At 36.6% G+C, this 11,730-nt stretch carries 15 protein-coding genes; 11 read left to right on the top strand and 4 right to left on the bottom strand.

The window, feature by feature from the left end; genetic code table 11:
- Positions 1-453 precede the first annotated feature (453 nt).
- Both motA and motB read left to right on the top strand, forming a co-directional pair.
- Positions 454-1,248 carry a flagellar motor stator protein MotA gene (motA, locus tag V7164_RS17270; protein ID WP_335348398.1) on the top strand — a complete coding sequence of 265 codons (795 nt, stop codon included), beginning with the start codon at positions 454-456 and terminating at the stop codon, positions 1,246-1,248.
- Positions 1,241-2,014 (top strand): flagellar motor protein MotB, encoded by a 774-nt coding sequence (motB, locus tag V7164_RS17265; RefSeq protein ID WP_335348399.1) that lies wholly within the window; start codon positions 1,241-1,243, stop codon positions 2,012-2,014. Before motA ends, motB begins: the two co-directional genes overlap by 8 nt.
- Before the next feature lie 89 nt (positions 2,015-2,103).
- Here the strand turns inward: motB and V7164_RS17260 are convergent, their stop codons facing one another.
- Together V7164_RS17260 and V7164_RS17255 are read right to left on the bottom strand one after the other, a co-directional pair.
- A complete protein-coding gene (locus V7164_RS17260; RefSeq protein ID WP_335348400.1) occupies positions 2,104-3,303 on the bottom strand; it encodes an MFS transporter in 1,200 nt (399 codons plus the stop codon).
- A gap of 35 nt (positions 3,304-3,338) precedes the next feature.
- Positions 3,339-3,755 carry a MarR family winged helix-turn-helix transcriptional regulator gene (locus V7164_RS17255; protein WP_335354707.1) on the bottom strand — a complete coding sequence of 139 codons (417 nt, stop codon included), beginning with the start codon at positions 3,753-3,755 and terminating at the stop codon, positions 3,339-3,341.
- Between the two features lie 215 nt (positions 3,756-3,970).
- Between V7164_RS17255 and V7164_RS17250 the strand changes: the two genes are divergently transcribed.
- Together V7164_RS17250 and V7164_RS17245 are read left to right on the top strand one after the other, a co-directional pair.
- The gene (locus V7164_RS17250) at positions 3,971-5,068 is read left to right on the top strand and encodes a carbohydrate kinase (protein ID WP_335347650.1); all 1,098 of its coding nucleotides are present in this window, start codon (positions 3,971-3,973) and stop codon (positions 5,066-5,068) included.
- A 13-nt stretch (positions 5,069-5,081) separates the two neighbouring features.
- Positions 5,082-5,993, top strand: coding sequence for a pseudouridine-5'-phosphate glycosidase (locus V7164_RS17245; protein ID WP_335347651.1), 912 nt, complete (start codon positions 5,082-5,084; stop codon positions 5,991-5,993).
- Positions 5,994-6,049: 56 nt separating this feature from the next.
- Here the strand turns inward: V7164_RS17245 and V7164_RS17240 are convergent, their stop codons facing one another.
- Both V7164_RS17240 and V7164_RS17235 read right to left on the bottom strand, forming a co-directional pair.
- On the bottom strand, positions 6,050-6,679 hold the full coding sequence (locus tag V7164_RS17240) for a class D sortase (protein ID WP_335354706.1): 630 nt from the start codon (positions 6,677-6,679) through the stop codon (positions 6,050-6,052).
- Entirely contained in the window at positions 6,680-7,024 is a 345-nt protein-coding gene (locus V7164_RS17235; RefSeq protein ID WP_335354705.1) for a helix-turn-helix domain-containing protein, read from the bottom strand. It abuts the gene before it with no gap.
- A gap of 234 nt (positions 7,025-7,258) precedes the next feature.
- Here V7164_RS17235 and V7164_RS17230 point away from each other — a divergent pair, with 234 nt between their 5' ends.
- The 7 genes from V7164_RS17230 to V7164_RS17200 all read left to right on the top strand — a co-directional run bounded on the left by V7164_RS17230 (position 7,259) and on the right by V7164_RS17200 (position 11,644).
- The gene (locus V7164_RS17230; RefSeq protein WP_335354704.1) at positions 7,259-7,456 is read left to right on the top strand and encodes a hypothetical protein; all 198 of its coding nucleotides are present in this window, start codon (positions 7,259-7,261) and stop codon (positions 7,454-7,456) included.
- Between the two features lie 56 nt (positions 7,457-7,512).
- Positions 7,513-7,665 (top strand): anti-repressor SinI family protein, encoded by a 153-nt coding sequence (locus tag V7164_RS17225; protein ID WP_335354703.1) that lies wholly within the window; start codon positions 7,513-7,515, stop codon positions 7,663-7,665.
- A 397-nt stretch (positions 7,666-8,062) separates the two neighbouring features.
- Positions 8,063-8,644: a signal peptidase I SipW gene (gene sipW / locus V7164_RS17220; RefSeq protein WP_335354702.1), complete on the top strand. Its 582-nt coding sequence runs from the start codon at positions 8,063-8,065 to the stop codon at positions 8,642-8,644.
- A gap of 93 nt (positions 8,645-8,737) precedes the next feature.
- Complete coding sequence (locus tag V7164_RS17215; protein ID WP_335354701.1) at positions 8,738-9,379, top strand: TasA family protein; 642 nt, start codon at positions 8,738-8,740, stop codon at positions 9,377-9,379.
- A gap of 87 nt (positions 9,380-9,466) precedes the next feature.
- Positions 9,467-10,363 carry a TasA family protein gene (locus V7164_RS17210; RefSeq protein ID WP_335354700.1) on the top strand — a complete coding sequence of 299 codons (897 nt, stop codon included), beginning with the start codon at positions 9,467-9,469 and terminating at the stop codon, positions 10,361-10,363.
- Positions 10,364-10,454: 91 nt separating this feature from the next.
- Positions 10,455-11,258: an LPXTG cell wall anchor domain-containing protein gene (locus V7164_RS17205; RefSeq protein ID WP_335354699.1), complete on the top strand. Its 804-nt coding sequence runs from the start codon at positions 10,455-10,457 to the stop codon at positions 11,256-11,258.
- Between the two features lie 77 nt (positions 11,259-11,335).
- Positions 11,336-11,644, top strand: coding sequence for a DUF5658 family protein (locus tag V7164_RS17200; protein WP_335354698.1), 309 nt, complete (start codon positions 11,336-11,338; stop codon positions 11,642-11,644).
- Positions 11,645-11,730 lie beyond the last annotated feature (86 nt).

The following is an 11,730-nucleotide window of genomic DNA, read 5'->3' as shown; positions in this document are numbered from 1 at the left end:
AGAACAGATCGCAGAAGAAGTGATTTCTTTTGCGGTTGCAGAAGACGTTGCGGTTGCGGCTTCTTCTTCTAACAATTAATAATGAAAATGATGACAATTTCTAAAACCATTGCTGCTCCGCCACTGATTCACCTCATACGGAACAAGCATTTTCGCGGCAGTAAAAGCTATTAGGTCAATTATTTATTAATAAGCATTGATCTAAGAAAGGGCAGGGGTTCCATCCCTGTCTTTCTCTATGTTAGGGAACAAATTAGGAGGAGCAATATAGCAATAAGGTAAATGAAATAGAAATTTCAACGTTAGAGAACAACAATAATCGTAGAATAGTGAAAAAATAATAAGTTAACAAATTGAAAAAGAAAAAAATAAGAATTTTCACCTTAATCTTTGAAGGAATATGTCGAAATAAGAAAAGAGGGAGTATTTTTAAATAAAGATGGGTGAGGACATATGGATAAAACAACGTTAATAGGTTTAATATTGGGGATTATCGCAGTTGGGGTAGGGATGGTTCTTAAAGGAGTAGATCCTGCAGTGCTAATGAACCCAGCGGCTGTATTAATTATTTTACTAGGGACAGCTGCTACAGTAGCAATTGCGTTCCCAACTAGTGAAATAAAACGACTTCCAAAGTTGTTCGGAATTATTTTTAAAGAGAAAAAACAAATGAATCCAGTTGATTTAATAAAAATAATTTCTGAATGGGCACAGCTTGCAAGAAAAGAAGGGTTGCTAGCACTTGAAGCAAAGACAAGTGAAATCGATGACCCATTCCTAAAAAATGGACTCTCCCTAGCTGTAGATGGTCAGAGTGCAGATTACATACGTGACGTTTTAAATGAGGAAATTGAAGCAATGGAAGAGAGACATGCAGCGGGAGCTCAAATTTTCTCCCAGGCTGGAACTTATGCTCCGACATTAGGAGTATTGGGAGCAGTTGTCGGATTAATTGCCGCTCTCGGAAATATGAACGATACAGATACTTTAGGTCATGCAATTAGTGCTGCGTTCGTGGCAACTTTATTAGGGATTTTCACAGGATATGTCCTTTGGCATCCATTTGCAAATAAGCTGAAAAGAAAATCAAAGCAGGAAACAAAGCTAAAGACTATGATGATTGAAGGTGTTCTATCAGTTCTTGAAGGAGAGGCGCCGCGAGTCATTGAACAAAAATTAGCATCTTATTTACCGGCAGGAGAAAGAAAGATATTTCTTGAAGAAGGCGGCGTGAAGAAAGGTGAGTAGAAGGAAAAAGAAGGATCACAAAGAGGAGCACATTGATGAATCATGGTTGCTCCCTTATGCAGACTTATTAACCTTGCTGTTAGCCTTGTTTATCGTTCTGTTCGCTTCAAGCTCAGTTGATGCTCAAAAGTTCCAGGCAATTTCAAGAGCTTTCAATAGTGCATTTTCAGGCGGAACGGGAATTTTTGATTTCCCAAGTCCAATACCTGAAGGGCAGATGCAATCAACAGATGTTAAAGGCGATGATACGAAAAGTAAAAGGGATCAGAAAAATGCAGCTGAGATACTTAAAGAAGCAGAACAGCAGGAACTTGCCACAATCCAAAATAAGGTAAATACTTATATTGATCAAAACAACTTAACTGAAAGGCTTCAAACCTCCCTTACAGACGAAGGATTGCTCGTTTCGATTCGAGATAATGTATTATTTTCACCTGGAAGTGCGGATGTTCGGACTAATGATGTAAAGGTTGCAGATGAAATAGCTGAGCTGCTTATTATGGAGCCCCCTAGGAATATTATCATTAGCGGACATACAGACAATGTACCAATCGGAAATGCCCCGTTTGAATCGAACTGGGAATTAAGCGTGATGAGAGCGATTAACTTTATGAAAATTGTTCTGCATAATGATAAACTAGATCCAAGCTGGTTCAGTGCGAAGGGCTTTGGAGAATTCCAGCCAGTTGCATCTAATGATACGAGCGAGGGACGAACAAAAAATAGAAGAGTAGAGATATTGATATTGCCAAGAACTGTAGACTAAACCTCAATTGGTTTAGTTTTTTTAGTTAGATGCGCTGATATACAATAAAAATAAAAAAGGAAATCAGCCAACAAGCTGATTTCCTCCAATTACACTTCTGATGTCTTTCTGGATTGTGGCAAGAGTGCTTTCTTTCCATGTAAGAGAAAGTAAGCAAACAGAGCAAGAAAAATGACTCCGACTAAAATAAAATAGACTGTTGAAAAACTCGTATACGCGGCGATAATTCCGAGAACGTAAGACCCAAGACCAATACCAGTATCGAAAAATGTAAAGAATGTCGAAGTAGCTAACCCTCTTCTTGAAGGATCAGAATTTTTAATGGCTATCGTTTGTAAGCAAGGTGTAAGGCTTCCATATCCTAAGCCGATAATGACCCCGGCAAGCAGAAATCCAAAGGTGGTAGTAGCCTGGCTTAGCAAAAACATCCCAATGGCAAATAAAATGATTGCCGGATAAATAATCTTATTTTCCCCATAAAGATCAAACCATTTTCCGGTAAAAGGCCGGGAAATAAGCATGGCAGCAGCATAAACAACAAAGAAAAAGCTAGCTGCCTCGATTAAACCAAGCTCTTTTGCATAAACAGAAATAAACGCAAGAATTCCCGAATAACTGATAGCAAGAATTCCAGCCACGATTGAAACTGGAATTGCCTTCTTCTCAAATAGGCTGTCAATCGATAATTTCTGTGGCTGAGCTGGTTTTGACTCGAGAGTATTTCCTTTAGGCAACTGTACAGCAAATGAAAGTAATATTGCTAGGAACGATAAAATGGAACATAACATAAACAGCGAGTTAAAGCTCGAGTATTGAATGATAGTTAAGCCTGCAAAAGGTCCCATTACCATGGCTAAATTCATAAACATCGAATAATAGCCAAGTCCTTCCCCTTTTCTTTCATTAGGGACAATATCAGCTGCAATCGCACCAGCTGCTGTCGTCACCATCCCAAATCCTATTCCGTGAACGAATCGTAAAATAAGCAAAGTAGGCATAGTATTTGCCCAAAAATAAAAAATACTGGAAACGAAAAACAAGATCAATGCAATAAAAAGAATCTTTTTCCGACCAATTTCATCAAGCCATTTACCTGATAATGGTCTGATCAGAACCGCTGCAATGAGGAAAACGGATGTAATTAATCCTACTTGGGTTCCGTTCCCATTTAAATCGTCCAATACATAAATCGGCAGTGTGGTCAGCAAAATATAAAAGCCGATAAACATAAAAAAACTTGTAATTGAAATACTTAAAAAACCCTTTGTCCATAATGGTTGCTTTTTCATAGATGTCCTCCTAAAAAAATAACTACAGAAATAACTTAAAGATTGACTGACATCTTTTTCAAAATTGACAGCATTTCTGTAGTCTCTTGATCAGAAATATTTTTTAAAGCTTGACTCTCACATGTCCGTACAGTTTGAAGCCAAGTGTCATACATACCGTTAGCTACCTCAGTCAGAGTGATTTGTTTTTCTCGTTTGTCGGTACCGGTCTTCTTTGTTATCCAGCCTGACTTTTCCATTCTTGCTAGCGTCCGCGTCATGGTAGGGGCCTCAACTCCTAGATAATGGGACAATTCCTTTTGAGTGGCTGGTCCATTCGTTTTAAGTAAATAAATAATTGTCCATTGAGCTGTGTATAATCCAAGAGGAGTTAATGCCTCATTCAGGATTTTTGAAAAGTGCCGGCTAAACTGGTTAATCGAGTGAAAAAGATTATTTTGTATTTGATTCAAATAAATCACCTTTTCAAATTAGTTACCTAGCTAATTATATTTGAATTTTTTCTTTCTGTCTAGTTCATAACAATAATTGAATATTAAAAAATAGGGAAAGGTAGGAGGGAATAATCAGTAATCCTATTAAAAAGGACTATAAAAAAGATATTGCATAATTAAAGACAAGTGTTTATAATTAGGACAAAAGTTTATTTAATAAGGGCTGAATCATTATGAATCAAAAAGAGTCGTTAATATTACAGCTTATTGAGGAAAACCCTTTTATCTCACAAAATGAGATTTCTGATAAGACGGGGTTGTCACGATCAGCGGTCGCCGGCTATATTTCATCTTTAACGAAAGAGGGAAAGCTTCTCGGCAGAGCTTATGTGCTTCCAAAAAGGAAACATATCGTCTGTATTGGCGGATCCAATGTGGATAGAAAAATACAGACACTTCAAACGCTCCAGCTTGGCACATCCAATCCTGCTGAAAGCTCGCAATCATTTGGCGGGGTGGCAAGAAATATTGCAGAGAACCTTGGAAGATTAGGATGTGATGTCGCTCTTATGACTGCAGTCGGTGAGGACGGAGAAGGCGATTGGCTGCTGGAGCATACAAAATCGTATGCAGACATCAGCCCATCCCAAGCTTTCTCGAATGCAGCTACAGGAACATATACCGCCGTGTTAGATCATGAGGGTGAAATGGCGATTGCTCTAGCAGACATGTCAATCTATGATTTGGTTGACATCGATTTTGTCGAGAGAAAATGGGGACATATTGCTTCATCAGATTTAGTTGTTATTGATACGAACTTTCCAGCAGAAGTCATTAAGCAGCTAATCGGTCGTTGTCATGAAGCAAAAATTCCGGTTTGCATTACACCTGTCTCTGCGCCAAAAGTAAAGAAGCTGCCAAAAAGCTTGGCTGGAGTCACGTGGTTAATTGCCAATAAGGACGAGGCAGAAGCCTTATCTGAAATGGAAATTAAGAATGATAGCGATTTTTTCAAGGCAGCAGAAAAAATGCTGGAAAAGGGTGTAGAAAAGGTCGTTATCACTAGAGGAGATAAAGGTCTCATTTACTCTACACAAAAAGGAGAGTCTGGGACAGTCCTTCCGCCAAAAATTCAAGTGGAAGATGTGACAGGTGCCGGAGATTCGCTTGTCTCAGGAATGATGTATGCACATTTACAAGGATTAGATATTGAGAACGCTTGTAAAATAGGGATATCCTGTTCCGCTATTACACTGCAATCTCACGAAACTGTGAATCCGAATTTAAATCAAGTTCACTTGCAAGAAACGTTCAACCAATACTTTAAATAAGGGGTTTTGTCACATGTTAGAAAACTGGTTAGAATATTCAGCGGAAGTTCAAGAAGCAAAAAAAGCTAATAAACCGATTGTTGCTTTAGAATCAACGATCATCTCTCACGGAATGCCATATCCGCAAAACGTGCAAACAGCTAGAGAAGTAGAAGAGATTGTCCGTAAAAACGGTGCAGTTCCCGCAACAATTGCGATTTTAAATGGAAAAATTAAAATCGGTCTTTCAGATGAAGAGTTAGAATACCTAGGACAAGCCAAAGATGTCGCAAAAGCTAGCCGCCGTGACCTGGCATACCTAGTAGCGCAAAAGAAAGATGGTGCTACAACAGTTGCTACGACAATGATTTGCGCAGAGCTTGCAGGCATTGAATTATTCGTTACAGGCGGAATCGGTGGGGTTCACCGTGAAGCAGAAACAACAATGGATATTTCTGCTGACCTTCAAGAATTAGCACAAACGAATGTGGCAGTAGTATGCGCAGGAGCTAAATCCATTCTTGATATCGGCCTAACATTAGAGTACTTAGAAACACATGGAGTTCCTGTTGTCGGATATGAAACAGATGTCCTTCCTGCATTCTATACGCGTACAAGTCCATTTGGCTTGCACCAACGTGTTGACACTCCTGAAGATGCAGCAGCTATTATCCGCACAAAATGGGAGCTTGGCCTAAACGGCGGTGTTGTTATTGCTAACCCGATCCCAGAAGCGGATGCATTAGAAGAAGCATTCATTACAAATGTGATCGAATCAGCGTTAAAAGAAGCAAAAGAAAATAATATCGCTGGTAAAGAAGTAACTCCATTCCTTTTAGGAAAAGTAAAAGAGCTAACAGAAGGTACAAGCTTAACGGCTAATATTGCGCTTGTGAAGCACAATGCGGAAGTTGGTTCAAGAATTGCAGTAAGCTTACAAAAATAATAAGTGTTCATAATAAAGGCCAGGTCCTGCGGTTCAAACTGCTGGGACTGGCCTTTTTAATTTGTTACGGGATTTTCTGTTCGATGTGCGGTCAACACATAGCGATAAGGAGCATCGCCAATATAGGAAAAGGGATAGCAGGTGGAGACTGTTAGTGTTTCCGTAGGTGCAGTAGATTTAATAACCGTTGTATCATTTGCCTCGACAATTTGTGAGCCGGTAATTTCGTAGCTATAGGAGCCATATGGCATGATGACGTGAAATACATCCCCATTTCTTAAACCTCCGAGGCGGCGAAAAACAGTTTCCCGGTGACCGGAAAGCAGAATTTGATCAGGTTGTCCTGGCAGCGCCGTACTGGAGTAATGGCCAACTCCTTTTTCTAATTCATATTCGCTCGTCCCTTCAACAATAGGGAGCTCTGCTTGAAGTTTGGGGATTTCTAAAATGCCGATCACCTCTCCCTTTTTGAAAGGATTAATTACTTCTTTTTGTTCATTTTGAAGAACAATATCATGTTCCTGGTCTTGAGCCTTAATTTGGACTTTCTCCTTAGCTTCAATTAAAGAAGCTTCTTTACTTTTCTCATGGACATAAATATCTTTTATAGAGAAAAACACTAGCCCAATCCCTGTTAACATAATGATTGAAGCGGAAATAAGAAAGAATTGTTTCCTGGCAAACACTTATTCATTGCCCCCGTTCATGTTTTTAAATTTAATAAAATCCAAATAATAAGCAAATTCCTCTTTAGTCACCCCAATATCAATCGCATCATGGATCAATTCAATCCATTCACGATCTATTTGATACATCTCAGTTGGCTCCGCTTTTTTCTTCTGATCCAACAAATCCTCTACATCCGTATCAAGTGTTTTTGCCAATCGTGATAATACTTGCAGGGATGGATTTTGTTGAATGCCTCTTTCTATGTAGCTTAAATAAGATTTAGATACACCCGCTTTTTCAGAAAGCTCATTGATGGATAACCCCTTTTCTATTCTTAACCTCTTAATACGCATTCCAACCATGTATTTATTCCCCTTTTATTTAGTTTAACGTGTTTTCATTATAACGAACAAAGTGTTCAATAAAAAATTTGAAATATTGAGAAAACTAAAGGATTACATAGAAAACAAACGAAAATCGTTCTTTAAAACGAAAAAACGGGTGAATTTGATTTTTTATGAAATAGGAATATTAGACTATACTCTATGGGTAGGTTCTGTAAAGAGAACGAAAATTCATTGTAGGTGGTGTCATGTATGTATCAAAAAAACTGTGATCAATGCCATCGACCATCTTATAGCAGCAGCGAAATAGGGAGTTGGCTTTGCCCAGTTTGCGGAAAAGATTTAACAACGTACACATTTTTTGATGCTTTGACCCTGGAAAGAATTCATATAAAGGCAATACCGTATCAGAAGAAAATAGAAAAATATGATTTTATACAATTAAGGTAATCATTTATTGACAATTATTTTTATAAAAGGACGAACTTTTTGGGAGGATCAGTCTGATGGAGACAAAGGTACTCATTGATAAGTTAGATAAGGAATGGATACACCTAATACTAGAGGCAAAAAAATTAGGTGTTGAAAAAGAAGAAGTTCGCGATTTCCTTCAAAAATTTATCATAAAGGAGCATTTAACTAATAAGCCAGTATGCTAGTACAAAATAGAATAATAAATATAAGCTCAGGTATTTCTTACAAGGATTTTTTGTACTCCTTTTAAGAAATACTTTTTTTGTTTCTTAGCAATGTTAATTATTTGTTCTTTTAATAGAACAATAATGTTCTAAATAAATTACAAAATAGTTAGAAAACAAGAGAAATAACAAGGAAACAAGCACAAAACGTTCTTTATATCGAATAAATGGGCGTTTTTGGCGTTTTTCAAATTAATGCATTTGACTTATACTCAAATTAATAAGTTCGTTAAAGAGAACAAAAAGACTTAAGCAAACTAAAAAATGTACCTTTTTATGAACAATGCAGTGCAATGTTTTGACTGAATTTGTTAGGAAACCAAATTAAATATAACGAAAGTTTAAAGGGGTGAAGGTATTGAAGAAAGTGATGAAAGGTTTAAGTAATATAGTAACAGTACTTTTGTTCTTACTACTTATAGTAATGGCCATGTTAGTAATTTCCTCTAAAGCCTCAGGAGGAGAGCCACAAATATTGGGATACCAACTGAAAAACGTATTATCCGGATCAATGGAACCAACCTTTAAAACTGGTTCAATCATCTCGGTGAAACCTGGTGGGGATAAAACTAGATTCCAAAAGGATGATGTCATTACATACATGGAGGATGAACAAAAAATCGTTACTCACAGAGTCATTGATGTTGTAAAGGGTGGCAACCATGTTATGTATCAGACGAAAGGTGATAATAACGAATATCCAGATTCAAAACTCGTTCTTTCGGACAATGTAATAGGTGAATACACTGGATTCTCAATTCCTTATATTGGATATTTCATAGATTTTGCAAAATCAAAAGCTGGTACAGCAACTCTACTAATTGGGCCAGGAGTTTTATTACTCTTATACTCTGCAATATCAATCTTTAAAGCTCTGAAAGAAATAGAGCATGCAACAAAGAGAAAAGATGAGAAACAGGGGCCAGAAAAAACCGCTTAATTATGGTTGTATTCCTTATGAAAACATAAGGATTCAATAAAAAAACTACATACCTCGTAAAAAAACGGGGGAGAAACCAAGGAGGAAGAAAAAATGTCAATCAAAAAGAAATTAGGTTTAGGAGTAGCATCTGCAGCATTAGGTTTATCATTAATTGGTGGAGGAACTTGGGCAGCATTCAACGATGTTGAAACAATGGATAACCGTTTAGCTGCAGGAACATTGGATCTGCGAATTGGCAATCAAGCAGAAGGTGTAATGAAAGTATCGAATCTAAAGCCAGGGGATACAATGACTCGCCAATTCAAACTTCAAAACTGGGGCAGCCTTGATATTGAAGATGTACTATTAACGGTTAACCCAGTAGGTGAAACAGCGCCTGGTTTCCTAGGTGAATTTGCTGTAACAATTTTAAATACTGATGGCATTAATCTTTTATCAGGAATTACTGGATCTGGAGTACGTGATGGCGGGGGTACTTACGTATCAATGCAAGATTTAATTAATCATTCTAATGCAGGAGGATTCGACATTTCAAGTGTGAATTTGTATAAGAATCCAACTATTCCAGGTAGGGATGAAGACATTATCGACATTAAAGTTGAATTTGTTGACAAATCAGCTAAGGACGCTGCTGGTAAATACGTACAAAATCAATACCAAGGTAAGGTTGCTGAATTTAGATTTGTCTTTGAAGCAACTCAATCAGCTGGTTCTGAAAGAGCAAACAACTAATAAAAGAATGAAAGGTGGGTTAATTAACCCACCTTTCTATATATTGTACATCCTGATTTAAAATTTATGGAAGATATGGTGAACAAAATGACTATTAAAAAGAAATTAACATTAGGAATTGCCAGTGCAACTCTTGGACTTTCCCTGGTAGGCGGAGGAACTTTTGCGGCATTTAATGATGTGGAGACGATGAACAATACCCTAAAATCAGGTGTCCTAGATCTTAAAGTAGATCCTTCTGTAGTATTTAATGTATCAAACTTAAAACCTGGAGATTATATGCTGCGAGACTTTAAGATTATCAATATTGGAACATTAGACATTGAAAAAGTCCTTATGCATACTAGCATTGAAGTAAAGGACAAAGAAGGAAATATTGTTGATAGTGATTTCGCATCACAATTTATCATAAATTTCTTAACTAGCGATATGCAGCCTATTATAACCCCATGGGATAATGTTTCGTTACTGGATCTTAAGAGACTAACAGATAACGGAAAGTCTCCTGATATTACAACTTATTTAAAACAAGGGTTAATTGTGCCATTAAATCCTGATTTACCAGTAGGAGATTCAGATCATATTATGATGATGGTTACTTTTAAAAATGATGAAGAGAAAGATAAAGAGACAGGGCTATATTATCAAAATAAATATCAAGGTTTAGATATGAACCTAACTCTTAATTTAGAAGCAACGCAATACTCTGGGGTAGAAGAGGAAAATAATGAAAAACCCCAAGAAACTCCAGATGTGATTGCAATTACCGATGTTAGAATAATAAAAAATGATTGGGATTGGCAAAATGATAAAAATGGCTATCACCTGAAAGCGCAAGTTGAATTTACGTTCAGTGATGGAAATACGATTAAATCAAATACTGAAACTATTAAGAATGCAGATCCAACAGGTGAAAGTATAACTTTTACACAAAGGTATAAAGGGAAAGATTATTCTATAACTTTAGAAATACCTTTTAAATAAAAAGTATAAAACATCGCTAAGGTTATTTCCCGCATCTATATATTTATTGAAACACATTCTTTTCTAATTTTATAGGAAGAAAGGGGTTGCTATGAGATTACGGTTATTAATCATTACCTTTATTTGTGCCTATGTAGTATTATTCCTTCAGCCCATTAATATTCAAGCAAGTACCAACCAACAACCTAATATTGAAACAAAACCTGATAACTATTTATTCAATGTGAAAAATATGTCACCTGGGGATTGGGCGATAAGGAATTTAACTATTCAAAACCGTGGAGAAAGCGATTTTACATATAATTCAGAGTCTTATTACAAAGCTGGTTCAAGGAAACTTTACAATGAATTTCTTTTAAAAGTATGGGATTCGAAAGAAGTATTGTATAGTGGCAAATTATCAGACTTTGATGGGTTTGAGCCTAGACTTTTACCTTCAAAAAGTCAAGAGGATATAAAATTTGAGGTAACTTTCCCATATGAACTAGGGAATGAATTTCAAGGGTTAGCTTTTGAATTTGAGTTAAGGTTTGTAATGGAAAATACAGGACATAGTCCTAATCCAAATCCTGATCCTAATCCAAACCAAGGTTCCGATCCAACCACTGACCCCGACCCAATAGATGATAATGCTGCTCCTCCTACTACCAGCCCTGAAACAGAGTCAGATCAAGAAAATGATCAAAATAATAATATAGAAAATCCTGCTGCAGAAGAGGATACGGCTATGCCGATTCCTATACGTTCAATTCCTTTTGAAGAATTGGATGCACCAATCGAAAAGGGGCAAATCTTACCTTCAACAGCTACAAATATGTATAACTATTTATTAATAGGGGTCTTATTAATGACTGCAGGCGCGGCGGTTTTCTTCTATATCAAAAAAGACGAATAAGAGATAATCAAAGGCCTTGATTGGAAATAATACGATCAAGGCCCTTATTAATAGTAATGGATCAGGAATGATAAACAGTGAAAATCAATTTAAAAAAGATCTTTCTTTATTTAGCTTTACTGAATTTATACGATGGTATAGTCACGTTTTTCGGTATTCAGTTTTCTTTAATTGAGGAAAGTAATCCTATCATGAATGCCCTTTTCCAAACCAATCCGTACTATTTTCTTGGTTATAAAGTAATTCTATCTGCTGCTCTATTTATGTTCCTTTTTATAAAAAAACTTCCCCGTAAAAAAATTGTAAATAATTTAGCCCTTACAGCTACTGGTTTATATACGATTGTCTTTGTTATTCATGCCATTTGGATCATAGCCCTCATATAAAATGATAAAAAAAGATTTCGACTATATTTAACAAGATTATGTTAGAAACTTGATAATAATAGATATTTTTCCTAAGAATATCTAGA

Origin of the sequence: Bacillus sp. JJ1474 (assembly GCF_036965225.1) — a bacterium.
In the GTDB taxonomy this organism is placed as follows: domain Bacteria; phylum Bacillota; class Bacilli; order Bacillales; family Cytobacillaceae; genus Cytobacillus.
This window is presented reverse-complemented; position numbering and strand designations above follow the sequence as displayed.

Coding starts and splice junctions, on each gene's coding strand:
- motA (WP_335348398.1), top strand. CDS start 454: ATGGATAAAACAACGTTAATAGGTTTAATATTGGGGATTATCGCAGTT.
- V7164_RS17260 (WP_335348400.1), bottom strand. CDS start 3,303: ATGAAAAAGCAACCATTATGGACAAAGGGTTTTTTAAGTATTTCAATT.
- V7164_RS17250 (WP_335347650.1), top strand. CDS start 3,971: ATGAATCAAAAAGAGTCGTTAATATTACAGCTTATTGAGGAAAACCCT.
- V7164_RS17245 (WP_335347651.1), top strand. CDS start 5,082: ATGTTAGAAAACTGGTTAGAATATTCAGCGGAAGTTCAAGAAGCAAAA.
- V7164_RS17235 (WP_335354705.1), bottom strand. CDS start 7,024: ATGGTTGGAATGCGTATTAAGAGGTTAAGAATAGAAAAGGGGTTATCC.
- V7164_RS17230 (WP_335354704.1), top strand. CDS start 7,259: ATGTATCAAAAAAACTGTGATCAATGCCATCGACCATCTTATAGCAGC.
- V7164_RS17225 (WP_335354703.1), top strand. CDS start 7,513: ATGGAGACAAAGGTACTCATTGATAAGTTAGATAAGGAATGGATACAC.
- V7164_RS17215 (WP_335354701.1), top strand. CDS start 8,738: ATGTCAATCAAAAAGAAATTAGGTTTAGGAGTAGCATCTGCAGCATTA.
- V7164_RS17210 (WP_335354700.1), top strand. CDS start 9,467: ATGACTATTAAAAAGAAATTAACATTAGGAATTGCCAGTGCAACTCTT.
- V7164_RS17205 (WP_335354699.1), top strand. CDS start 10,455: ATGAGATTACGGTTATTAATCATTACCTTTATTTGTGCCTATGTAGTA.